Raw genomic sequence first — 21,902 nt, forward strand, 5'->3', positions numbered from 1 at the left:
CGGGAATGAATAGTGTCGTCGTGGCCGGATGCCACCGCGTTGAGAGACCGAGCAGGTCACCCCACCAGGGAAGGTACGCATGAGACAAACACTGACTGGCACCACGGCCGCGCGGGGCATGGCCCTGGGACGGGCGCGCCTGGTCCAGCCAAGCCGCTATCTGGTCGACACCCGTCCACTGAACGAGGACGAGGTCGAGGTCGAACTGCAGCGCCTGCATCGGGCGCTGGAGACCGCGCGGCAGGAGCTGCGCGAGCTGCGCGGCAAGCTGCATGGCGCCCTGGCGCGCGAGGTGAATGAATTCATCGACGCGCACAGCCTGTTGCTGGACGACCCCGAGCTGCTGCGCGGCCTGGACGACCTCGTACGCATCGGCCATTACCGTCCGGGCGCAGCGCTCAAGAAGCAGCGCGATCGCCTGGCCGCGGTGTTCGAGGCGATGGACGACCCCTACCTGCGTTCGCGCAAGGAAGACGTCGACCAGGTCATTGGTCGAGTCATTTCCGCCTTGCAGCGCCAGACCAGCCGCGAAGAACGCAAGCTGGCGGCGCGCGTGGGCGAAATCCTGATCGCCGATACCATCGCGCCCGCCGACATGGCGCACCTGGCGGGCAGCGGCCTGCTCGGCGTGGTGGCCAGCTCGGGCAGCGCGTATTCGCACAGCGCCATCCTCGCGCGCAGCCTGGACCTGCCCATGCTGGTCGGCGTGCGCGATGCCTTGTCGAGCATCCACGATGACGACCTGATCCTGCTCGACGCCGAGCGCAACGAAGCCGTGGTGCATCCCACCGCGCAGGATCTGGCCCGCTACCGTTCCTGGCAGCGCGAGGCCGTGCAGGAGGGTCGCCGCCTGGCCACCCTGGCCAATGCCCCTACGCGCACGCGCGATGGCATCGATATACGCCTGCTGGCCAACGCCGAGATGCCGGCCGACATCGCCATGGCGCGCGCGCGCGGCGCCGATGGCGTCGGCCTTTATCGGACGGAATTCCTGTTCCTTCGACAAAAGGGCCTGCCCACCGAGGACGAGCAATTCATCGCCTACCGCGATCTGGTCCTTGGCATGGGTGGCCTGCCGGTCACCATTCGCACGCTGGACCTTGGCGCCGACAAGGCCGATGCCGCAGGCCTGGTCCTGCGCGGCGAGGACAATCCGGCGCTGGGTGTGCGCGGCGTGCGCCTGTCGTTGCGCTATCCCGCCGTGTTCACCACGCAGATTCGCGCGATCCTGCGCGCGGCCTGCTATGGACCGGTGCGCGTGCTGGTGCCGATGGTGACGCAGCCCGACGAACTGATCGCCGTGCGCACGCTGTTCAAGCTGGCGCGCCAGGAACTCAAGCGCGAGAACGTGGACCTGCCGGAGAAGCTGGCGCTCGGCGCGATGGTCGAAGTGCCCGCCGCGGCGATCAATGTGCGCGCCCTGCTGGAACACGCGGACTTTCTCGCCATCGGCACCAACGACCTGGCCCAGTACGTGCTGGCCGCCGATCGCGGCAACGATGCGCTGGACAATATCTACAACCCGCTGCAGCCCGCGCTGCTGCGCCTGCTGTCGTATGTGATCAGCGCCGGACGGCGTGCGAAGAAGCCGGTGAGCCTGTGCGGTGAAATCGGTGGCGATGTGAACTTCACCGCCCTGCTGCTGGCGCTGGGCCTGTGCGAGTTCAGCATGCACCCCAGCCAGCTGCTGCACGTGCGCGATCGCCTGGCCGCGCTCGATCACGCCGCCCTGCGCGCGAATGCACCACGCATCCTGCGTGCACATACGCACGAACAGGCGGAAGCGCTGCTGGCTGAGATCACCGGGTAAAAGCTGGCCGTGGGAAGGGCGTTGACAGGATCAGCCGCGCCCGCCGAAGGCGCCGTGCAGAAAGGCCTCGATCAAGGCACCGCGATAACGCTGGCGATGCAGCAGCAGCGACAGCTTGCGTTGCAGATCGAGAAACGGTGTCTTCAGTGTTTTCAGGCGCCCGCTCATCACCGCATCGGTGACGGCCACTTCGGGCAGGCAGGCAATACCGAGGCCTGCAATCACCGCCTGCTTGATCGCTTCGGTCTGGTCGAGCTCCAATACGGTCTCGCCCATCGGCAAACTGGACAGCGCGCGCTCACTCAAGCTGCGTGTGGCTGAGCCGGGCTCACGCAACACCCAGCGCGCGCCGGCAAAGTCATCCGGCTGCAATCGCCGTTTGCGCGCCAGTGGATGATCGGGGGAAACGCACACCACCAAGGCATCGTCACGCCAGGGACGCACTTCCAGCGAAGGATGCGCCACGGGCCCTTCCACGCAACCCAGCTCCAGGGCGTGATCGAGCATGGCCGCGGCGATCTCGGCGGTATTGGACACGCGCAGCCGGACCGAGACATGCGGATGGGCGCGCACGAAATCGCCCAGCAGCTCGCCCACGCGATAATTGCCCACGGTGTTGCTGGCGCCCACGCGCAATTCGCCGCCCAGGGCTTGCGCACTGTCGCTGCCGATCCGTCCGAACTCGGCGTAGCGCTCCAGCAGCTCCTGCGCCAACGGCAACAGCTCGCGCCCGCGCGTATTGAGCCGCAGGCGACCGCGTTCGCGCGCGAACACCGGCGCATCCAGCTGCCGCTCCATCTCGGCCAGGGCCATGCTCGCCGCGGGCTGGGTGAGATGCAGCGCTTCGGCAGCGGCGCGCACGCTGCCCAGGCGGGCAATCTGCACGAACACCTCGAGCTGGCGGGGACTGATATTGATCATCAGCAGATCTTATTCCATCCATCAGAAATTCAAAGTTTTATTGATGGACTGACGAGCGGAGAATGGCGCCGTCGAAGGAGATCGCCATGAACGCCAACGCTACAACCCTGTCCGCTCCCACCCTCAATCAACGCCTGCCGGGCCTGCTGCTGTCGGTGGCCATTGCCCTGGTCGCGCTGCTGCTGGGCAAGGCCGTGCCGCTGATCGGCGGTCCGGTGTTCGGCATCGTGCTGGGCATTGCCGTACGCAACCTGGTGGCGCCGGGTGGCAGCTATACGCCGGGCATCCAGTTTGCCGGCAAGCAAGTACTGCAATGGTCGATCATTGCGCTGGGTTTCGGCCTGAGCCTGAACCAGGTCGCCAAGACCGGCCTGGAGTCACTGTCGGTCACCCTGGTGACCATGACCGTGGCCTTCCTCAGCGCCTGGCTGCTGGGGCGCCTGTTGAAGGTGGACGACAAGCTGAAGATCCTGATCGGCGTGGGCACGGCCATTTGCGGTGGCTCGGCAATTGCGGCGGTGACGCCGATCATCAAGCCGGACGACCACGACACCGCATTCGCGATCTCCACCATCTTCCTGTTCAACCTGGTCGCCGTGCTGTTGTTCCCGCTGCTTGGGCACCTGCTGCACCTGTCCGACCTCGGCTTCGGCCTGTGGGCAGGTACGGCGATCAATGACACCTCGTCGGTCGTGGCAGCAGGCTACAGCTTCAGCAAGCAGGCCGGCGACTACGCCACCATCGTCAAGCTGACCCGTGCCACGCTGATCATCCCGATCTGCCTGGTGCTGGCCTTCGCCACGGCCTGGAAGCAGAAGAAGCAGGGCGCCAGCGATTTCAGCCTGGCCCGCATCTTCCCCTGGTTCATCCTGTGGTTCCTGGTCGCCTCGGCGGTACGTACGGCAGGCCTTATTCCGACAGCGATCCAGCCCGTGCTGCATATGGCGGCGGAGTTCCTGATCATCGTGGCGCTTACCGCGATCGGTCTGTCGGCCAACCTGCGCCGCATGGCTTCCACCGGTGCACGTCCGATCCTGCTGGGCCTTGGCGTGTGGGCGGCGGTATCGGTCAGCAGCTTGCTGGTGCAGTTGGTGATTGGGCAGCTTTAAGAGCCGCTCCAGAGTCTCGGGAAATCGCTCAACACAAGCCGTCATCCCAGCTTGGCTGGGATGACGGCTTAATTCGTATCTTTTCCAGGAATCTTGAGCAGGCTCAAGCCTTGCCCTGCTCCACCAGTGTCAACGCCACCTTGTCACGTAGATAGACCGGTAGCGCATGCTCAGGGGCAGTGGCCCGCCCCGCTTTGAATTCCAACGCAGCCAGTTCGGCCACATGACGCGCCTGCGGATAGCAGGCGCCGTCCGCAGAACGCAACTCGCCGGTGAGGCGAGCACGCAGTACATCGGCATAAGTGGCCCAGCCCGTGCCGACCACATGCCAATGGGACGCCTGCGGCAAAACCAGGGCATCGTGCATGCAGACGCGCTCGTCGTCGAGCGCGACGAGGCCGCCGTTATCGTCGCGTCGATAACTCGCTGCATAGATTTCACCCATGCGCGCATCGATCACGGCGAGGATGGTGGCATCGTCTTCAGGTGCTTCCAACGCCAGCGCGGCGAGCGACGATATCGTGATGACGGGGATATCGAGCGCCAAGGCCATGCCTTGTGCCAGGGAGATGCCGAGCCGCACGCCGGTAAAGGCGCCCGGTCCGCGCCCGACGGCAATGGCGTTGAGCGCATGACGGCCTAGCCCGGCTTCAGCCAGCAGCGCGTCGGCCATCGGCAACACCAGCTCGGCATGACGGCGGGGAGCGAGTTCGCTGCGCGCGATCACTTCGTCGCCATGGATGAGGGCGACAGAACAAGCTTCGGTAGCGGTTTCGATGGCGAGCAGATTCATGACCGCTCCATGATAACGGCTGTCGGCCCTGCCGCGGTGGGTCCGCTGGCGTACCCGTCAATGCGGCAGGCCAGGTTCCTCTGCAGCGCCAACAGACCGATGCGCAACAGCGCGGCGGTCCAAGCTCGCAACCAGCTTCCCATGGCCTTCTCTCCTGAGCACCGAGCCTTGATGGAAACAGTCGCCGCGGCAAGGCAACGGGCGCGCTGCGGTCAAACCACGGCGGCTTGATGACGAAACGAAGACCGGCCCGCCACGTGCAAGCCATTACCTCCCGGGTAATCGCCTTGGCGCCATGTCGGCTTCAGGCTGGGCTCACCTCAACGAGACAGCAAGGAGTTCGTCATGCACAACGCCCACCACCTCATCGAACGCTATATCGACGGCTGGAACGAAACCGATGCGCTACGCCGCCGCAACCTGATCGAAGACGTCTACACCGAGCATGCGCGCTATACCGACCCGATGATCGACGCGAATGGCTGGGAGGCCATCGACGCCACCATCGCTGCCGTGCAGGGCATGTTCCCTGGCCATCGCTTCAGCCTTGCCGGCCCGGTCGACGCGCATCACGACACGCTGCGCTTCCAATGGCAGCTGGCTGCTCCCGATGCGGACGAGCCGCTCGTCGTTGGCTTCGATGTCGCCGCGCTGGAACACGGCCGCATCCGCCAGGTGTTCGGCTTTCTCGACAAGGTGCCGCAGGCAGCCTGACCTCATCCGGCGAGCGACTACGGCCGCTCGCCCTCACCGGAGACACACCATGCCAAGTTTCAAAAGCAGTGACGGCGTCACCCTCGCCTACCAGGATTGGGGCCACGGCAAGCCCATCCTGTTCGTCCATTCCTGGGCCCTCGACGCGCAGATGTGGGCCCCGCACATGCTGCACTTCAACGCGCTGGGCCTGCGCACCATTGCCATGGACCGTCGCGGCCATGGCCGCTCCGAGCAGCCCGCCAGCGGTTACGACTATGACCGGCTGGCCGACGACCTGGCTGAGTTGATCGAACATCTCGACCTGCACGAGGTCACCCTGGTCGGCCATTCGATGGGCACCGGCGAATGCACTCGCTTGCTCTCGCGCCATGGCAGCACGCGAATAGCGCGGGCGATCTTCGTCTCATCGATCGCCCCCTGCTATCTCGATGCGGATGGTGCACGGCTACCCGCCAGTGCCTTCGATCCGGTGTTGGCGCAAATCCACGCGGATTTTCCGCGCTGGCTCCACGACGCGGCCGATGGCTTCTTTCTTCCTGCCGAGACGCATACTTCAGCCGGCACCATCCGTCGCACGATCGATATCGCCCTCGGTACGTCGCTGTACGCCGCCACCGCCTGCTTTCGCATCCGCTGCCGCGCCGACCTGCGCGACGAACTGCGCCGCATCGACGTTCCCTTGCTGGTCATCCATGGCCATCGCGATGTCAGTGAGCCGGTCGCGTATGGACGCGCGATCGCCGGATTGGTGCCTGATTGTCGCTACCTGGAATACCCCGGCGCGCCACACGGCCTGTATCACACCCATCGACTGCCTTTGCTCGACGATATCCAGGCCTTTATGGCGACCGAGGTCACGGCATGACTCTCGGCGCACGGCAACGGCGGCGCCGCGTGGGATCATTGATCCGTGCCAGTCGACGCCACGCTCGCCCCGCGCCACCAGGAGCTTTCGCATGAATGCTGTCGCTATCCCGCCTCGGCCTGTCGGCGATCTGTTGCGCGAGTGGCGACGGCATCGCCGGCTGAGCCAGCTCGATCTGGCCACCGGCGCCGAGATCTCCACGCGCCACCTCAGCTTCGTCGAATCGGGACGTTCCCAACCGAGCCGCGACATGATCCTGCACCTGGCCGAGTATCTGGATATCCCGCTGCGCGAACGTAACGCGCTACTGGTGGCCGCGGGTTTTGCCCCGGCCTTCCGCGAACGCACGCTGGCCGATCCCGCCCTGGATGTCGCACGCGCAACCATCGATCTGCTGCTGAAAGGACTGGAGCCCTATCCGGCGCTTGCGGTCGACCGTCACTGGAATCTGGTCGCGAGCAACCAGGCGACGCTGCGCTTGTTGTCGGGACTGTCCGAGGCGTGGCTGCAGACGCCGGTCAATGTGCTGCGACTCAGCCTGCATCCAGCCGGCCTGGCCCCGCGCATACGCAACCTGCCGGTATGGCGGGCACACCTGCTCGATCGCCTGCGCCGACAAATCGACGCCAGCCAGGATCCGCAGCTGATCGAACTGTTGCGCGAACTGCAGGCCTATCCCGCGCCTGCCGCAGAGGCTGTGTGGACCACGACAGCCCCAATCCATGCGATCGCCGTGCCGATGGAGCTGGAGCTCAACGGCGAAGTACTGTCGATGTTGAGCACGACCACGGTGTTCGGCACGCCCACCGACATCACCCTCGCCGAGCTGGCACTCGAGGCTTTCGTGCCGGCCGACCAGGCCACCATGGAGCGCTTGCGCGCGGTGGCCGCAGCGTGAGCGCCGCCGCGGCCATCCGGGTCAACCCGGCGGCTGCCACAACTCCACGCGCGTGCCTTCGGGGTCCATGATCCAACCGAAGCGACCGAACTCGCTGTCCTGGACGTTCTCATCTACCGTCACGCCGGCGTCGCGCAGCTGTGCCAGCAAGCCATCGAGATCGTCCACGCGGAAATTGATCATGTACGGTTGCGCGCTCGGTGCGAAATAGTCCGTATCCGCCGCAAACGCCGACCACAAGGTATAGCCCTTGCGCTGCTCGTCTTCGTCGAAGCGCACGCCGCCCCAGTCATCGACGGGCAGGCCCAGATGACGCGCATACCATTCGCTCAACGCCTTGGGATCGCGTGACTTGAAGAAGATACCGCCCAGACCAATGACCTTTGCCATGTCCTGATCCTCTCGAAGTGAAACCGCTAAGCGGGCGACGACAGCTCGCCCTCGAAAAACGCCTGCACCGCCGCCAGTTCGCGCGTGCGCGGCATGGCGGGAAGACTGGCGAGAAACAGGCGACCATAGCCCTTGCTGGTCAGGCGAGGATCGCATAGCACCAACACGCCGCGGTCGCGCACATCACGAATCAAGCGGCCGGCGCCCTGCTTGAGCGCAATGACCGCCGTCGGTACCTGCCAGCCCATGAAGGGGTTGATGCCGGCATGTTCCAAGGCCTCCAGCCGCGCCTGCAACACCGGATCATCCGGCGCGGCGAATGGCAGCTTGTCGATCACCACGACGCTCAAGGCCTCGCCCGCGACGTCCACCCCTTCCCAGAAACTGGCCGCGCCCAGCAGCACGCCATGACCGCTGCTGCGAAATTCCTCCAGCAGCCGATGCCGCGGCGCCGTGCCCTGCACGAACAGCGGCCAGGGCACGCGCTCGCGCAACAGTTCCGCCGCGCGGCGAAGTGCGCGATGCGAGGTGAACAGCAGGAAGGCGCGCCCGTTCGATGCGTGCAACACCGGCAGCACGGCGTCGAGCACGCGATCCGTATAGTCCCGCGTGGCAGGATCAGGCAACGGCGTCGGCAGGTAACAAAGGGCCTGGGTGGCGTAGTCGAACGGACTTTCCACCTGCAGTGTCTGCGGATCCTCCAGTCCAAGCTGGCGTGCAAAGTGGTCGAAACTGCCGGCCACCGACAGGGTAGCCGAGGTATGGATCCAGGCCGCCTGCGTCTGCTCGCGCATCGCGCGCAAGGGCGCGGCGAGATCGAGTGGCGTGGCGTGCAAGGCAAAGCCACGCGGAAAGAGTTCGTACCAGCGCACATCCCGCTCGCTCTCGCGCTCGGCAATGCGATCGAGGCGTTCGCTCAGATGGGCTGCACGCTCGTGCGCATTGGCAAAACCGCGCGAGCGCTCGGCCTGGGAGGCGAGCACATCGGTGAGTGCAGCCAGCACTTCACGCAGGTCGTGCAGTCCGGTGTGAATGGATGCACTCGCTTCCAGCAGGTGGAACGGCCCGCGCTCCGGCAACGCATCCATGGCCAGCCGCAATCTGCGCACGGCATCCTGCAAGGCCTCGGCCGGCTCGAGCACCAGGCCGATCGCGCCGGTGATGCCATTACATTCGCTCAGGCTGTCCTGCGCCAATTCGCTGAACTGACGGGCACTGATGCTTTGCGAGAAGAACTGGCCGGCCAGATCCGGGATCTGATGCGCCTCATCGAGGATGAAGGCATGCGCGCCAGGGAGAATTTCGCCGAAGCCCTCCTGTTTCAGGGCCAGGTCCGCGAACAACAAGTGATGGTTGACCACCACCAGGTCGGCTTCCTGCGCCTCGCGGCGCGCTTTCACCACGTGGCAGTCGTCGTAGAACGGGCATTCCACGCCCAGGCAGTTGTCCGGCGTCGAGGTGACCCGCGGCCACAGCGGCGACTCTTCCGGCACCTCGGCCAATTCCGCGCGATCGCCGCGCCGCGTGCGCGCGGACCACGTGCGGATCGCAGCCAGCTGCCCTGCCTGGGCGCGATCGAAGGTGGCGCCTTCGCGCACGGTCTGGTCAAGCCGGTACAGGCACAGATAGTTCGCGCGCCCTTTCAGCAGCGCCGTCTTCAGGCGCGCATCCAGCACGGAACGCACACGCGGAAGGTCGCGGAAGTACAACTGGTCCTGCAACGCCTTGGTACCGGTGGAGACGATCACTCGCTGGCCGGACAATAGCGCCGGCACCAGATACGCGAAGGTCTTGCCGGTGCCGGTGCCGGCCTCGGCGATCAGGGTTTCACGCTCGGCGATGGCATGCTGCACGGCACGCGCCATCGCCTGTTGGGCGGCACGTGGCGCGAAATTCGGCAGCTCGCGGGCAAACGGGCCATCCGGGCCCAGCAACGCGGCCATATCCTCGTCATCGATCATCCGCCAAGTATCGCCGACCTGAGCCGCACTCGCGAATGTCCTTGGGGCGAGGGGCGAGGGATGAGTAGTGAGGGATGAGTAGCGAGGGCGACTGAACGAGGCGCCGCCAAACCGCGGGAGCGAGTGATTGTGACGCCCTCGCTCCTCGCCCCTCACAACACGCCCGGCAGCCAAGGTCTAGACTGCTGACGCCCCGACCTGCGGAGTTCGCCCATGCCCACGTCCATCAGCGGTATCGGCCAGATTGCCATCACGGTAAGCGATGTCGACCTCGCGCTTGCCTTCTACCGCGACATACTCGAGTTGCCATTCCTGTTCCGCCCTGCCCCGAATCTCGCCTTCCTCGACAGCGGTGGCGTGCGCCTGATGCTGTCGACACCGCAAGGCGCGGGCAGGGTAGGCAGTAACTCCATCCTGTATTTCAAAGTGGCCGATATCGGCGACACCTTCTCGGCCCTGCTGAATCGTGGCGCCACCGGCGAGCGCGAACCGCAGGCCACGGCCGAGCTGTCCGATCACACCTTGTGGCTGGCTTTCCTGCGCGATCCGGACGGCAACCTGGTTGGCCTGATGGAAGAACGCCGACGCCCGGCATAAGCGCGACTCGAGCGGTCACTTCATGACCGTATGCACGCCAGGCTTGCCCGGCATTGCGCATGGCTGGTTCACCTCGGCTCCCAAACGAAGATGGGGCAAGGCGGTTGGCGGCGTATCGCGAAACGGCAGCAACGCTGACGACCGAATCTGCTGGCGGCACCGCTGCCCACTAGGGTTTGTGCGAGCGGTATCGAAGCGCATCGACCAGCAGGGCAAAGGCGGGCGATGGTTGCCGCCGGCTTGGGTAGTACAGGTGATAACCCGAAAACAGCGGGCACCAATCATCCAGCACCTGGCGCAGACGGCCGGCCCTGAGGTGCGGTCGGACCATGTCCTCGGGCAGATAGGCCAGGCCGAAGCCGGCCAGTGAGGCGGCAAGGATGCGCTCGAGACTGTTGAAGGTCAGCCGTCCCTCCACGCGCACGTTGAGTGCCTGGCTACCTTGCTCGAACTCCCACGCATACAGACCACCGTGGGTAAGAAAGCGCAGATTGATACAGTCGTGCCTGGTGAGGTCGTGCGGTGTGGCGATCGGCGGCCCGGCATCCAGGTAAGCCGGTTGGCCCACCACCACCAGCCGCGTCGGCGGCCCGATGGGCACGGCAATCATGTCCAGTGCCACCTGTTCGCCCAGGCGGATGCCGGCGTCGAAGCGCTCGGCCACGATGTCGGTGAGCGTCGAGTCGCTGACCACCTCCACATGGATATCCGGGTACTGCGGCAGGAAGGTCTCCAGGACGGGCCACAGGATGGTGGCGGCGGCGTGCTCGCTACTGGTGATGCGGATGGTGCCACTGGGCTTGTCGCGCAGCTCGCTGAGCCCGGCGAGCGCCGCGTCGATATGCTCGAAGTTGGGCGCCAGCGCCTGCTGCAGTCGCTCGCCGGCTTCGGTGGGCGACACGCTGCGCGTGGTGCGGGTGAGCAGGCGCAGGCCGAGCCGTGCCTCGAGACCCTGGATCTTGTGGCTGAGCGCCGACTGCGACAGGCCAAGCTGAGCCGCGGCGCGGGTGAAGCTGCCTTCACGCGCCACCGCCAGGAACGCCTGCAGGTCGTTGTAGTTCTCGCCAGCCATGATCGCGCCGATGTGATTGATCGACTGGAATCATAAGTCCATTCGATATTTGCCGTCTTATCAGATAGGCGTAACGGGACCAGACTGGCATGGTCATCGCCGCCCGGCAGTCACCCACTGGCCGCTCGGCGACTCACCGTTTTCTCCAGGAGCCCCACCATGGCCGACTTCACCCCGAAGACCCAAGGCCCTTTCGCTGACATTGCGCCCGCGCTCGACCAGCTCACGCAGCAGGTGTTGTTTGGTGACGTCTGGGAACGACCCGAGCTGTCCAAGCGCGACCGCAGCCTGGTCACGGTGGCCGCCTTGGTCGCGCAATACCGCATCAACGAGCTGCCCTTCCATCTGCAGTTCGCGCAGCAGAACGGCGTGACGCGCGACGAACTGGTCGAGCTCATCACCCACCTGGCCTTCTATGCCGGCTGGCCAGCGGCAAGTACGGCGGTCGGCATCGCACGCAAGGTGTTCGCCGAAGGTACGTGAGCGGCGGACACGCCGGTTGATCCCGTTTTGAATTCATCGAGGTGACATATGCAAAAGCGCGTACTTGGAAAGAGTGGCCTGGAAGTCTCGGCCCTCGGCTTTGGCTGCATGGGCTTGAACTTCAGCTACAGCCATGCCCTGGCGGACAACGACGCCATTCGTCTGATTCGCGACGCCTTTGAGCGAGGCGTGACGTTTTTCGATACGGCGGAAGTCTATGGGCCGTTCACCAACGAGGTGTTGGTGGGCAAGGCCTTGGCGGCTGTCCGGGACGAGGTCGTCATTGCCACCAAATTCGGCTTCGACATCGACCCCGAGAGCGGACGGAACAAAGGCCTCAACAGCCGCCCGGCGCATATTCGTGCCGTGGCCGAGGCCTCGCTCAAGCGTCTGGGCGTCGACACCATCGACCTGCTGTACCAGCACCGTGTCGATCCCAATGTACCGATCGAAGACGTCGCCGGCGCGGTCAAGGATCTGATCGCCGAAGGCAAGGTGCGCCATTTTGGCCTGTCCGAGCCGGGCGCACCGACGTTGCGTCGAGCCCACGCGGTGCAGCCTGTGACCACCCTGCAAAACGAGTACTCGCTATGGACCCGCGGCCCCGAGACGAACGGCATCCTGGACGCGTGCAAGGAGCTCGGCATTGGCCTGGTCGCCTATAGCCCACTGGGCAAGGGCTTTCTCACCGGCACCATGAGCAAGGACACCACGATCGGTGACAACGACTTCCGCAAAAACCTCCCGCGCTTCTCGCCCGAAGCCATGGCCGCGAACCAGGCGCTGGTCGACCTGCTGCAGCGCATCGCCACCGCCAAGCATGCGACGCCCGCGCAGATCGCGCTGGCATGGCTGCTCGCCCGCGAGCCGTGGATCGTGCCGATTCCAGGCACCACCAAGCTGCATCGCCTGGAAGAGAATCTGGCCGCAGCCACGGTCGAGCTGACCACGGCCGATCTAGCCGAGATCGAGCAGGCGGCCGCGGCCATCCGCATCGAAGGCGAGCGCTATCCGCCGCACCTGATGGCCACCATCGGCCGCTGACGATTGAGCCGTCGCGCGTCGATCCCGCACCCATCGTCGAGCATGATGAACGGCGATGGGTGCGCTTCGGCCGCGTGACGATCCTCCTGCTTGACGGCGCAAATTACCTAACCTAAGTTAGGTATCCATGAGTGACGCGATCAAACGTGTTCGTCGCTTCAACCGGGCCGTGACGGCAGCGGTAGGCGCGCTGGATGAATCCTTTCTTGGTCGTGGCCGACCGCTGGGGTCCGCCCGCGTCATCAATGCCATTGGGCAGGGGCGCACCGACGTTGCCGTGTTGAGGGAATACCTGGGCGTCGAGACCAGTCTGATGAGCCGTTTGTTGCGCGGCCTCGAAGATGAAGGCCTGGTGGAAACCGTGGTGAGTACCCACGACGCGCGTCGGCGCGTCGCGCACCTGACCAAGGCGGGAAAGTCGGAGTTCCAGGCCTATGAAAGGCTTTCCAACGCCCAGGCCAGAACCCTGCTGGCGAAGCATGCGCGGCCAGACGAACTGCTGGCGGCGATGGATCTGGTGGCATCGGCGCTTGGACGCGATCGCGTGGTGATCGACGAGACCGACCCGCGAGATGAGGCAGCCAAGTCTTGCCTTGCTGCCTACTATGAGGAAATCCGCAGCCGTTTCGAACACGGTTTCGACGTAGCGCGTTCACGGGATCCGCTTGCCGAACAAATGATCCGACCACGCGGCGCTTTCCTGGTCGCCTGGTCTGACGATCTTCCCGTCGGCTGCGTGGGATTGAAGGGAGACAGACACGGCATGGCGGAGATCAAGCGGCTCTGGGTGGCACCTTCTGCACGTGGCATCGGATTGTCGAAGCGGCTTATGGCCGCAGCCGAGGGAATCGCACGGGAGTTGTCCATCCAGGTGTTGCGCCTGGATACCAACCGCGCCTTGCCCGAGGCCAAGCAGCTCTACCTGAAGACAGGGTGGAAGGAGATCGATCGATTCAACGACGATCCCTATGCCGACAGTTTCTTCGAAAAACGACTGTGACTTCGGCGCGCCACCGACTTACAGCGGCGACGGTTTGCGCAGAGGGCATGGAAGGGAGCACCAGACTGTACTGGCGTGTCCCGATCGGCATCGCTGTCAATAAGGTCTGAGGCTTTTGCACCCATCAGGACTGCAACGTCGCTGTCACTGCGTAGCGTCAGTGTGGCCCGATGTTGGCGGTGACATCCGTGCCGGTCTGCTTGGCACATGACTTGTCCCAAACCTCTCGCCCGGCTTCCGTATCGCCAAAGGCCAGCCGGCCTTCGGCGGGCAGTACGGCATGCTCGACCGTCATGCCGCCTGATTCGTTGCGCGTGTGATAGGTATAGCAAACATCGCCATCCTCCGAGAGGATGGCATGCTCCAGCTGGTAGCTGTCCGGGTGAAGCTGTGCCTCGTGTAGCGTGATGCTGCCAAGCATGGCCCGGCGCACCGACTCATTGAACCTTGACTCGGCCGCGCTCCGTTCGCGCGTCGCTTCCGATGCCGACATGTTTGCGGCGGTGTCGCTTGGATGATGGTGCTTCCACCAGAGTGCCGCGACGACACAGGCGATCAGGAACCCCCCGAACAGCACCGGCAGCAGGGAGGGGGCGCGCCCGCCAGTGGCCGCCTCGCCGGGTGGCGCGGCGGCATCCGATAATGGCGAGCCACACTGCGGGCAAGCGCGCCCCTGGTCGCCAACCTTCGCGCCGCAATGGGGGCAGGTGATGAGGGCCATGAGGGCGGTCCGCGTCGTGGTGACCCAGTTATCGCCCCGGGCGTGTCGATTTCGCGTGGATGATCGCCCTGGCCCGGCTGGCTGGACGGTGATCGCGCCATTCGCCGCCGCGACCATTCCGGACCCTGGTCCATAAGTGACGCGGTTGCAGCGTGCGCCCGCGCCCAGGTTCTACCAATGAAGATCGCCGAGCATGCCGGCATAGGTCTCGATGCCGTCCCACAGATTCTGCAAGCGGGCGTTTTCGTCGGCGGCATGCTGGTTGTTGTCATGGTTCGCGATCGGCAGGACGATCGCCGGCACGTCCAGTGTCTCGGTGAAGAGATAGATCGGCACACTGCCGCCCATCATGGGCAGCACGGCCACCGGGCCAGCAGCGGCGCGCTCTGCCGTAGCCAGCACGGCGCGCGAAACGGGACTGCTCATATCGCCGCGGTAGCCGGGGTAGCCATGGTTCCAGTCGAGCCTCACCAGCCTGGATTTGGAGCCGCGCGTCGCCGCATCGGGTTCGGCATGGAGCACCGTCCAGCCGAGGTCCTGCAGTCGTTTCTCCACCTGTTCGCGCACGCGCTCCGGCGTCTGGTCGGGAACCAGCCGGAAATCCAGCGACGCCTCTGCAGTGGCGGGGATCGCCCGCGCCGGACCGCCCGCCTGGAGGCCCACCACATTGAGCGCGGGGCGCATCGTGCTCGCGGTCAGGCCGTCGCTACCCTCGCTCTGTGCGATGCCAAATTCGCGCTTCAGCGAGGACTCCACTGGCGGCAAGGCCTTGATGGCCCCCTGCTCGGCCGCGGTCAGCGGACGCACATCGCGATCAAAGCCAGGGATGCGGATACTGCCGTCTGGCGCGCGTAAATCCATCACCAGTTCCGCGGCCTGATAAGCCGGGTTGGGCACCCAGTTGCCGTAATGGCCGCTATGCAACGGCCGCAGCGGGCCGTAGACGGTCGCCTTCAGATCGAGGGAGCCGCGTGCGCCAAAGTAGAGCGTGCGCTGCCGCGACTGGTGCATGGGCCCATCGCCGATCAACCACAGATTGGCAGCAAGCAGGGAATGGTTCTGACGAAGCAGGTCGGCCAGATGCGGCGATCCCCGCTCCTCCTCGCCTTCCCAGAACACCTTGATGTTGACGGACGGTGCGTGCCCGAGCGCCTTCAGTGCGTCGAAGGCTTGCAGGAAGGCGACGATCGACGATTTGTCGTCGCTGACAGCGCGACCAAACAATCGCCATTCCGGATTGAACGGAGGACGCAGCTTGGCCCAGTCCACAGGTGGCGACTTGGGGTCCGGCGTGCTGTGCAAGACCGGTGCAAAAGGGTCCGCTTGCCACTCGGCGCGGTTGACCGGTTGGCCATCGTAATGCGCGTAGAACACCACCGTCCGACTGGCGCCGGGCGTGTCGAGTTCGCCATAAACGACGGCGGGCGCATCCGGACTGGCCTGCAACAGCCGCGCCTTGAAGCCGCGTTGCGCCAACTCCGCCTGCAAGCGATGGGCCATGCTGTCGAGGCCGGAGGCATCCGCGGCGACGCTGGGAATCGCGGTGAAATCGGCGAGCTGTTGCACGACGACCGGCTCATGTCCCAGGCGCCATTGGCGGACCTGTCCCACCAGCCCGTCAGCGGCATTTGCCGCCATACAGGCGATGGCGCAAACGATGGCGACTACCCGTTGCTTCGTCATGGCCACGCCTCTGGTCAACTGGGGACTCAAGCTCGTCCACCCCTGGTTCGGGGACGAATCGTAGTGGCGATCTTCGCATTCCCAAAGGCTGGTCATGGCGTGGGCATCGGAATCGCGACAGTCGGCTGCCAGGCCTTGCCTCCGAACAGGCAAGGCTGCGCCTGGCTGATCCTCCATAAGGCCGATGGCCTGGTGATTTCCGTAGCTGCTAGTGTCCTCTCCGCAAGGCGGAGTGGTTCGCTCAAGGCAGATGCCTGCGCTGCCGCTTGACTCCAGGTCTTGAGCCCTGAAGCTTGCCCATGGGGGTACACCATGAACGCAAACCGCGCTGCCGGCTACGCTCCGCTGTTGCTGAGGATCGTCCTGGGCTCACTGTTCATCGCGCACCTGTACTGGAAGTTCGCGATCCTGCCTGGAGGCTTGTTGCGCTGGTGGGCTGCTTTCGCCGCCAATGGTTATCCCTGGTTCGTTCCCTGGTATGTGTTTTCTGCGGAGCTTGCCGGCGCCCTGCTGCTCATTCCCGGCATCTATGCGCGCTGGGTCAGTCTGTATGCCCTGCCCATGATGCTCGGTGCAACGCAGTTCTGGGCAGTACGCAAGGGCTTCTACTTCACCGGCGCGGGGGCAGAGCTACCACTGGTATGGTCGTTGCTGCTGATTCTTCAGGTCATGCTGGGCGACGGTCCGCACCGGTTGCGAGCCAGCTGGGCAACCGCGGCCTGACCGCCATTCCCACCGAGGACGCATCCGTCTCCGAGCCGGGATGGACGTCTGCATGGCCTGCTTGAGTCACTTGCGAAAGCGCTCGCCTGACGAGCTTGCGCAACAGGACCGGCATCGAGACCATCGCTGGTTCTTGCGAATCGCTGGTTTTGCTTGTGCCTGCCCAGGCAGGGGGAAATACTTGGCGCTCAAGCAGGGGCTCGTCGACGCAGGAGGTCTGTCATGCGTATGGCAATGATCTGGCTTATCGGCACGGCTGCGTGGGTGCTTTCGGCAAGCTCAAGTCTGGCCCTGGACAAGACGCCGGCGCCGGCAGGTACAGCGGCCCCACCGCATTGGTCGTACAGCGGCGAGCACGGCCCCGCGCATTGGGGCGACGTCGCGGCCGATGGTGCCGTTTGCGCCATTGGCAAGAGCCAGTCCCCGATCAATCTCGCTGCCGGCGCCGCCACGACCGGCAAAGCCGGCAATTTCAAGATCAACTACGCGCCAGGAGCCGTCGCGCTGTTGAACAACGGCCATACCATCCAGGCCGATGTCAGCGACGCCACGAATACGGTCACGTTTGACGGCACTTCATACACGTTGGCGCAGTTTCATTTTCACGCGCCCAGCGAACACACCGTCGATGGCAAGCAATTTCCGATGGAAATCCATTTCGTGAACAAGGACGCGAATGGGCACATCGTTGTCGTGGGCGTTTTCGTGCAGGCCGGAGCGGAAAACAAACTACTCGCGCCCATGTTCAGCGCCTTGCCAGCGACTGCGACGCCGGCAGGAACGCATGCCGGAAGCCCGCTGAAGGTGGACATCCCGGCCGTGCTTCCCAAGGATCGCAAGGCTTTTGTCTATGCGGGTTCGCTGACCACACCGCCCTGCACGGAAGGCGTGCACTGGATCGTGCTCGCCCAGCCGATCGAGATGTCCAACGCGCAGATCGATGCGTTCAAGTCGATTATTCACGACAACCATCGCCCGTTGCAGAAGATCAATGGACGCGACGTGGTGAGCGAGACGGAGTGAGTCGGCGGCTTGGGCTTAGCGGCGAAAACCGGCGACTGTGGTAACGGCCCTGCCCTGAGGACGCGCACTGGGTGCGCTCCTACGCAGGGAACGGGCAGCGTCAGTAGCGCTGCACGCCTTCCACGTGGCACTGCTGCAACGACTTGGCGGCCGTCGCCGCGCCGGCATCGTCGCCTGCGCGTTCGCGCAACTCGGCGATGGTCTGCCAGTTGCGCGCGCATAGCGGCCCCAGGCGCGGACCGAGCTCCCACGAGCGCTGCGCGAACTTTTCGGCGTTGGCGTAATCCTTGAGGCGGATCGCCAGTTCGGCGCGGTCCTGCAGCAGGTCCGGCGAATTCGGGCTCAGCTTCAGTGCCTGGTCGAGCTTGGCCGCCGCGGCATCGTACTGGCCGGTGCGCATGTCGCCGGCCGCCGCGTCCTGCAAATTGGCCACGCCCGGCTCACGCAGCGGGTTCACGTCAATGACGGACTTTTCCTTGTCGCCCGCGGCGTGGATGGACGCCAGCATCTGCTCGTCCGAACGGGTCGGGCGGGTCGCTTGCGCGGGCGCGCTGGGCTGGCTGCACGCAGCGAGCAACAGGACGGCCAGCGTGGCTGGCACGGCGGAGACGGGGAAGGTACGACGCGACATGATCAGTCTCGAATGGGAGCCGGGGGAGCCGGTGCGGGCGCTTGGTCACCGCCGCCGAAAAGATTGCCGACGTGCTGCCAGAAGCAGCCCTCGGCATCTTGTGACAGTGTACCGGCCACTACCGGTAATTGCCGCGCTCCCTCGCACCCCTGTTCCGTGCGCCTGCCAGTGGACGGATTGATCCAGGCAAGCTCGAGACCCTCGCCAGGCGCTGCCGACAACGGTTTCGTCGGCAGCTTGCGGAACAACTCCTGCCACGCGCGCAGACTGCCGGTGGCGCCATACAGGCCGCTCGGCTTGTTGTCGTCGCGGCCCATCCAGAACACCGCCAGATGCTCGCCAGTAAAGCCGGCGAACCAGCTGTCGCGCATATCGTTGCTGGTCCCGGTCTTGCCCGCTGCATTGAGGTAGGCCAGGCCGGAACTGCCAACCGATGCGGCGGTACCCGAACGCGTCACCTGCTGCATGGCCCAGGTCACCAGGCGCACCGCGGACTGGTATTCACCCGGGCCGGTTTTCACTTCGTAGCGCTTGATGGTCTGGCCCTTGCCGTCGACCACGCCGCGCACGGCGACCAAGGGCAAGGCATGGCCGTCGGCGGCGATGTACTGGTAAAGCTGGGTCGCCTGCAACGGCGACATGTCCAGCGCGCCGATCAGCAGCGACGGACTCGGGTTCACATCGGTCAGGCCAAACGATTCCAGGAAGGCCTTGATGCGCGACACGCCGATATTCATGCCGAGATTGATGGTGGCCAGGTTCCACGAATGCACCAGCGCGTCGACCATCGGCACCGGGCCGTGGGCATCGCCTTCGTCGTTCTTCGGCGTCCACATGGTGCCGTCGGGCTGCTTCATGCTGACCGGCTCGTCTTCGATCACGCTGCCGAGATTCCAGCGTTCCGGCTGCGCCAGCGCCACCAGGTAGACCAGCGGCTTCACCAGCGAACCAATCGGGCGGCGCGCATCGAGTGCGCGGTTGAAACCCTGGTCGCCGGGCAGCTTGCTGCCCACGACCGCCAACACCGCGCCGGTCTGCGCTTCGGTGATCACGGCAGCGGCTTGCGCCGCGTCACCACGCTTGCCGAGGCTGGCCATGGTGGTCGTGATGGCCTGCTCCGCATACAGCTGCGCGGCCGGATCAAGCGAGGTGTAGACGCTGAGATTGCCATTGGAAAGCGTCTCGTCGTCGAAGTCGGCGGTGATCTGGTCACGCACCAGCTGCATGAAGGCCGGGAAGCGGTTATGCGGCAACTGGCCGACGCTGACGATGCCCAGCGGGGTGGCCTGCGCGGCCTTCGCCTCATCAGCCGTCATCACGCCGGTTTCGGCGAACTGCTCGAGCACCAGGTTGCGGCGCGACAACGCGCGCTCTGGGTAGCGGCGCGGGTCGTAATAGCTCGGCCCCTTCACCATGCCGATCAGCAGTGCCATCTCCTGCGGCTTGAGGTCCTCCATGCGGCGACCAAAGTAGAACTCCGACGCTGCCGCAAAACCGTGCACCGCCTGGCTGCCTTGCTGACCGAGGAAGACTTCGTTGACGTAGGCCTCCAGGATGCGGCTCTTGTCGTAGTGCGCCTCGATCAGGATCGACATCAGCGCTTCGTTGAATTTGCGCGTGAAGTTCTGCTCGCGATCGAGGAACAGGTTGCGCACCAGCTGCTGGGTCAGGGTGGAACCGCCCTGCACCGTGTGGCCCGCGCGCAGGTTCGCGAACGAGGCGCGCAGGATGGCGGTGAGATCGATGCCGAAATGATGCTTGAAGTCGCGGTCCTCGACCGCCTGCAAACCGGACAGCAACATCGGCGGCACATCCGCCAGGCGCACGATGCGGCGCTCTTCCTGCTGTGAGCCGTACAAGGTGGCGATGCGCGCCGGATCGAGATGGGTCAGCTCGATGCTCTTGCCGCTGCCGAGGTCCTTCACGCCGGCCACCTGCCCCTTGCCCAGCGCCACGCGCACGCGCTTCGGCAACTCGCCGCCGTCGGGCCCGGCGTAACCGCGCGAGGCGATCGTGTAACTGCTGCCGTCCTTCAACCAGGTGCCGGCCACCTGGCCATGCCCGTCGTTGCTGTAGCCGGCGAAGGTCAGCTCCAGCTCCAGCGCGGCCGGCGTCATCGGCGTGCCGGGGGCAAGCGCGAGCGGCCGTGCATAGATGCGCGTGGGCACCGCGAAGACCAGGTCGTTGAAGCGATCCTGCACGCGTTTGTTCAGCACCAGCGTGTAGGGCAGCACGAACCCGAACAGCAGACCCATGCAGATCCAGAACGGGATGCGCACCCAGGGCCAGGCGGCGCTGGTGAACGAACGTAGGCGGGGCAAGAAGGCCAAGGAAGGGGAATCCTGAACAGGAAGGCAGGGGGATCATAGGGCCTGCTGCCCGGCGGGCATCTGAACGCAGACTGTGGTTTGTGGCACGAGGGAGGCAACGCCGAGGCCGCCAGGGGACCTTACGCACCCCCTGTAGGAGCGCACCCAGTGCGCGACAAACCGGCAGGACTGCCGGTTTGCACAGCGGCAGCTGCCCGAAGGGCGAGGGCCAAGGATGGCCCGAGTGAAAAGCCAACGGAGTGGGGACCCCGTGATCGCGCACAGGGTGCGCTCCTACAAAGAGGGGGCGGCGGGGGTCCAACAGGCGGCATCGGGGCGGAAGGGCCGCGGCGAGATGCCCAGCAAGCCCTGGACGCCGCTATTGTCGGCGATCAGGTCGGCATCCAGCCTGGTCAGCGGCCCGCGCAGGCGCGGCACGGCGTGGCGACCCAGGCGCAACAGCCAGGCCGGCAGCGGCACCGGAACCGTCGCCACCGGCAGGCTGGCGCGGACACGGGCGAACATCTCGGACGCGGGGAGACGTTCGCCGCCGCCCAGCGGCAGCACAAGCCCGGCGGCCCCGGGCTGGTCCAGGGCCGCGATCACCGCCTGGGCGATGTCGTCGGCATGCACCGGCTGGCGCAGCCCGCGCCCGGCCAGCAACGGGAATACGCGCTGGCGCATGGCGCGACGGGCGATCGGACTGAGGCTCTTGTCCAGGCCGGCGCCGTAGATCAAGGTGGGTCGGAATACCGTCCACGGGTAGCCGTGACGCTCGCACGCGGCCGCCAGCGCCGCCTCGCCGTCACGCAGCATCTGGGAGATCGCGCGTTCGGCTGGCACATCGGACGCCTGCTTGGATTCCGCACTCATCGAACTGGTCGCGATCACCCGCAGGCCAGGCACCGGATCGATCTTCGACAACCATTGGGACACCGCCAGCAGCGGCCCGAAACTGATGATGGCCGAGGGCTTCGGCACCACCGGCACGGCATCCGGCAAGCGCCCCTTCACCCACGTGACACCGGATCCATCGACGCGCGCCTGCCGGCTGATCGCCACCACGTTTTCGCCGCGCGCGCGCAGGCGTGGCAGCAGGAAATGGCCAATCTGACTGCTGGCACCGAAGATCACCACGGTCATGCAGGCATC

The 21,902-nt window shown here is 65.4% G+C and carries 21 protein-coding genes; 11 read left to right on the forward strand and 10 right to left on the reverse strand.

Annotated features, from left to right (window positions below):
* The first annotated feature begins 79 nt into the window (after window positions 1-79).
* On the forward strand, window positions 80-1,810 hold the full coding sequence (gene ptsP / locus OUZ49_RS07040; RefSeq protein WP_266149486.1) for a phosphoenolpyruvate--protein phosphotransferase: 1,731 nt from the start codon (window positions 80-82) through the stop codon (window positions 1,808-1,810).
* 30 nt (window positions 1,811-1,840) lie between these two features.
* Here ptsP and OUZ49_RS07045 read toward each other — a convergent pair whose 3' ends face one another.
* Window positions 1,841-2,731 (reverse strand): LysR family transcriptional regulator, encoded by an 891-nt coding sequence (locus OUZ49_RS07045; protein ID WP_266149488.1) that lies wholly within the window; start codon window positions 2,729-2,731, stop codon window positions 1,841-1,843.
* An 86-nt stretch (window positions 2,732-2,817) separates the two neighbouring features.
* Between OUZ49_RS07045 and OUZ49_RS07050 the strand changes: the two genes are divergently transcribed.
* A complete protein-coding gene (locus OUZ49_RS07050; RefSeq protein WP_266149490.1) occupies window positions 2,818-3,840 on the forward strand; it encodes a YeiH family protein in 1,023 nt (340 codons plus the stop codon).
* A gap of 103 nt (window positions 3,841-3,943) precedes the next feature.
* On the opposite strand, the gene tsaB is transcribed toward OUZ49_RS07050, so the two are convergent.
* Window positions 3,944-4,633: a tRNA (adenosine(37)-N6)-threonylcarbamoyltransferase complex dimerization subunit type 1 TsaB gene (tsaB, locus tag OUZ49_RS07055; protein WP_266149491.1), complete on the reverse strand. Its 690-nt coding sequence runs from the start codon at window positions 4,631-4,633 to the stop codon at window positions 3,944-3,946.
* Window positions 4,634-4,978: 345 nt separating this feature from the next.
* Here tsaB and OUZ49_RS07060 point away from each other — a divergent pair, with 345 nt between their 5' ends.
* From OUZ49_RS07060 to OUZ49_RS07070, 3 genes are all read left to right on the forward strand, one after another.
* On the forward strand, window positions 4,979-5,347 hold the full coding sequence (locus tag OUZ49_RS07060; protein WP_266149493.1) for a nuclear transport factor 2 family protein: 369 nt from the start codon (window positions 4,979-4,981) through the stop codon (window positions 5,345-5,347).
* 49 nt (window positions 5,348-5,396) lie between these two features.
* On the forward strand, window positions 5,397-6,215 hold the full coding sequence (locus OUZ49_RS07065) for an alpha/beta fold hydrolase (protein WP_266149495.1): 819 nt from the start codon (window positions 5,397-5,399) through the stop codon (window positions 6,213-6,215).
* A 91-nt stretch (window positions 6,216-6,306) separates the two neighbouring features.
* The gene (locus OUZ49_RS07070) at window positions 6,307-7,113 is read left to right on the forward strand and encodes a helix-turn-helix domain-containing protein (protein WP_266149497.1); all 807 of its coding nucleotides are present in this window, start codon (window positions 6,307-6,309) and stop codon (window positions 7,111-7,113) included.
* A gap of 21 nt (window positions 7,114-7,134) precedes the next feature.
* Here OUZ49_RS07070 and OUZ49_RS07075 read toward each other — a convergent pair whose 3' ends face one another.
* Both OUZ49_RS07075 and yoaA read right to left on the reverse strand, forming a co-directional pair.
* Window positions 7,135-7,503, reverse strand: a complete 369-nt coding sequence (locus OUZ49_RS07075; RefSeq protein ID WP_266149499.1) for a VOC family protein — start codon at window positions 7,501-7,503, stop codon at window positions 7,135-7,137.
* A gap of 26 nt (window positions 7,504-7,529) precedes the next feature.
* Window positions 7,530-9,464 carry a DNA repair helicase YoaA gene (gene yoaA, locus OUZ49_RS07080; RefSeq protein WP_266149501.1) on the reverse strand — a complete coding sequence of 645 codons (1,935 nt, stop codon included), beginning with the start codon at window positions 9,462-9,464 and terminating at the stop codon, window positions 7,530-7,532.
* 213 nt (window positions 9,465-9,677) lie between these two features.
* On the opposite strand from yoaA, the gene OUZ49_RS07085 reads away from it, so the two are divergent.
* On the forward strand, window positions 9,678-10,061 hold the full coding sequence (locus OUZ49_RS07085; RefSeq protein ID WP_266149503.1) for a VOC family protein: 384 nt from the start codon (window positions 9,678-9,680) through the stop codon (window positions 10,059-10,061).
* A 169-nt stretch (window positions 10,062-10,230) separates the two neighbouring features.
* Here OUZ49_RS07085 and OUZ49_RS07090 read toward each other — a convergent pair whose 3' ends face one another.
* Window positions 10,231-11,133, reverse strand: coding sequence for a LysR family transcriptional regulator (locus OUZ49_RS07090; RefSeq protein ID WP_266149505.1), 903 nt, complete (start codon window positions 11,131-11,133; stop codon window positions 10,231-10,233).
* 159 nt (window positions 11,134-11,292) lie between these two features.
* Here OUZ49_RS07090 and OUZ49_RS07095 point away from each other — a divergent pair, with 159 nt between their 5' ends.
* The 3 genes from OUZ49_RS07095 to OUZ49_RS07105 all read left to right on the forward strand — a co-directional run bounded on the left by OUZ49_RS07095 (window position 11,293) and on the right by OUZ49_RS07105 (window position 13,660).
* Window positions 11,293-11,616: a carboxymuconolactone decarboxylase family protein gene (locus OUZ49_RS07095; RefSeq protein WP_266149507.1), complete on the forward strand. Its 324-nt coding sequence runs from the start codon at window positions 11,293-11,295 to the stop codon at window positions 11,614-11,616.
* Between the two features lie 48 nt (window positions 11,617-11,664).
* Complete coding sequence (locus OUZ49_RS07100; RefSeq protein WP_266149509.1) at window positions 11,665-12,660, forward strand: aldo/keto reductase; 996 nt, start codon at window positions 11,665-11,667, stop codon at window positions 12,658-12,660.
* Window positions 12,661-12,787: 127 nt separating this feature from the next.
* Window positions 12,788-13,660 carry a bifunctional helix-turn-helix transcriptional regulator/GNAT family N-acetyltransferase gene (locus OUZ49_RS07105; protein WP_266149511.1) on the forward strand — a complete coding sequence of 291 codons (873 nt, stop codon included), beginning with the start codon at window positions 12,788-12,790 and terminating at the stop codon, window positions 13,658-13,660.
* A 157-nt stretch (window positions 13,661-13,817) separates the two neighbouring features.
* Here the strand turns inward: OUZ49_RS07105 and OUZ49_RS07110 are convergent, their stop codons facing one another.
* A complete protein-coding gene (locus OUZ49_RS07110) occupies window positions 13,818-14,381 on the reverse strand; it encodes a zinc ribbon domain-containing protein (RefSeq protein WP_266149513.1) in 564 nt (187 codons plus the stop codon).
* Between the two features lie 171 nt (window positions 14,382-14,552).
* Window positions 14,553-16,064: a M20/M25/M40 family metallo-hydrolase gene (locus tag OUZ49_RS07115; protein ID WP_266149515.1), complete on the reverse strand. Its 1,512-nt coding sequence runs from the start codon at window positions 16,062-16,064 to the stop codon at window positions 14,553-14,555.
* Between the two features lie 312 nt (window positions 16,065-16,376).
* Here OUZ49_RS07115 and OUZ49_RS07120 point away from each other — a divergent pair, with 312 nt between their 5' ends.
* Window positions 16,377-16,787, forward strand: coding sequence for a DoxX family protein (locus tag OUZ49_RS07120; RefSeq protein WP_266149517.1), 411 nt, complete (start codon window positions 16,377-16,379; stop codon window positions 16,785-16,787).
* Window positions 16,788-17,009: 222 nt separating this feature from the next.
* On the forward strand, window positions 17,010-17,810 hold the full coding sequence (locus tag OUZ49_RS07125) for a carbonic anhydrase (RefSeq protein ID WP_266149519.1): 801 nt from the start codon (window positions 17,010-17,012) through the stop codon (window positions 17,808-17,810).
* A 100-nt stretch (window positions 17,811-17,910) separates the two neighbouring features.
* On the opposite strand, the gene OUZ49_RS07130 is transcribed toward OUZ49_RS07125, so the two are convergent.
* The 3 genes from OUZ49_RS07130 to OUZ49_RS07140 form a co-directional block, all read right to left on the reverse strand.
* Entirely contained in the window at window positions 17,911-18,441 is a 531-nt protein-coding gene (locus tag OUZ49_RS07130) for a tetratricopeptide repeat protein (RefSeq protein WP_266149521.1), read from the reverse strand.
* 2 nt (window positions 18,442-18,443) lie between these two features.
* Window positions 18,444-20,771, reverse strand: a complete 2,328-nt coding sequence (gene mrcB / locus OUZ49_RS07135; RefSeq protein ID WP_380003562.1) for a penicillin-binding protein 1B — start codon at window positions 20,769-20,771, stop codon at window positions 18,444-18,446.
* Between the two features lie 273 nt (window positions 20,772-21,044).
* The gene (locus OUZ49_RS07140; protein WP_266149523.1) at window positions 21,045-21,893 is read right to left on the reverse strand and encodes an NAD-dependent epimerase/dehydratase family protein; all 849 of its coding nucleotides are present in this window, start codon (window positions 21,891-21,893) and stop codon (window positions 21,045-21,047) included.
* Window positions 21,894-21,902 lie beyond the last annotated feature (9 nt).

The sequence above is a fragment of the Dyella halodurans genome, assembly GCF_026283925.1.
In the GTDB taxonomy this organism is placed as follows: Bacteria; Pseudomonadota; Gammaproteobacteria; order Xanthomonadales; family Rhodanobacteraceae; genus Dyella; species Dyella halodurans.

Excerpts from the sequence above, each read along its gene's own strand:
- OUZ49_RS07045 (WP_266149488.1), bottom strand. The coding sequence starts at position 2,731 with ATGATCAATATCAGTCCCCGCCAGCTCGAGGTGTTCGTGCAGATTGCC.
- OUZ49_RS07130 (WP_266149521.1), bottom strand. The coding sequence starts at position 18,441 with ATGTCGCGTCGTACCTTCCCCGTCTCCGCCGTGCCAGCCACGCTGGCC.
- yoaA (WP_266149501.1), bottom strand. The coding sequence starts at position 9,464 with ATGATCGATGACGAGGATATGGCCGCGTTGCTGGGCCCGGATGGCCCG.
- OUZ49_RS07095 (WP_266149507.1), top strand. The coding sequence starts at position 11,293 with ATGGCCGACTTCACCCCGAAGACCCAAGGCCCTTTCGCTGACATTGCG.
- OUZ49_RS07120 (WP_266149517.1), top strand. The coding sequence starts at position 16,377 with ATGAACGCAAACCGCGCTGCCGGCTACGCTCCGCTGTTGCTGAGGATC.
- OUZ49_RS07110 (WP_266149513.1), bottom strand. The coding sequence starts at position 14,381 with ATGGCCCTCATCACCTGCCCCCATTGCGGCGCGAAGGTTGGCGACCAG.
- OUZ49_RS07105 (WP_266149511.1), top strand. The coding sequence starts at position 12,788 with ATGAGTGACGCGATCAAACGTGTTCGTCGCTTCAACCGGGCCGTGACG.
- OUZ49_RS07050 (WP_266149490.1), top strand. The coding sequence starts at position 2,818 with ATGAACGCCAACGCTACAACCCTGTCCGCTCCCACCCTCAATCAACGC.
- OUZ49_RS07140 (WP_266149523.1), bottom strand. The coding sequence starts at position 21,893 with ATGACCGTGGTGATCTTCGGTGCCAGCAGTCAGATTGGCCATTTCCTG.
- OUZ49_RS07070 (WP_266149497.1), top strand. The coding sequence starts at position 6,307 with ATGAATGCTGTCGCTATCCCGCCTCGGCCTGTCGGCGATCTGTTGCGC.
- ptsP (WP_266149486.1), top strand. The coding sequence starts at position 80 with ATGAGACAAACACTGACTGGCACCACGGCCGCGCGGGGCATGGCCCTG.
- tsaB (WP_266149491.1), bottom strand. The coding sequence starts at position 4,633 with ATGAATCTGCTCGCCATCGAAACCGCTACCGAAGCTTGTTCTGTCGCC.
- OUZ49_RS07065 (WP_266149495.1), top strand. The coding sequence starts at position 5,397 with ATGCCAAGTTTCAAAAGCAGTGACGGCGTCACCCTCGCCTACCAGGAT.
- OUZ49_RS07075 (WP_266149499.1), bottom strand. The coding sequence starts at position 7,503 with ATGGCAAAGGTCATTGGTCTGGGCGGTATCTTCTTCAAGTCACGCGAT.
- OUZ49_RS07060 (WP_266149493.1), top strand. The coding sequence starts at position 4,979 with ATGCACAACGCCCACCACCTCATCGAACGCTATATCGACGGCTGGAAC.
- OUZ49_RS07085 (WP_266149503.1), top strand. The coding sequence starts at position 9,678 with ATGCCCACGTCCATCAGCGGTATCGGCCAGATTGCCATCACGGTAAGC.
- OUZ49_RS07125 (WP_266149519.1), top strand. The coding sequence starts at position 17,010 with ATGCGTATGGCAATGATCTGGCTTATCGGCACGGCTGCGTGGGTGCTT.
- OUZ49_RS07115 (WP_266149515.1), bottom strand. The coding sequence starts at position 16,064 with ATGACGAAGCAACGGGTAGTCGCCATCGTTTGCGCCATCGCCTGTATG.
- OUZ49_RS07100 (WP_266149509.1), top strand. The coding sequence starts at position 11,665 with ATGCAAAAGCGCGTACTTGGAAAGAGTGGCCTGGAAGTCTCGGCCCTC.
- OUZ49_RS07090 (WP_266149505.1), bottom strand. The coding sequence starts at position 11,133 with ATGGCTGGCGAGAACTACAACGACCTGCAGGCGTTCCTGGCGGTGGCG.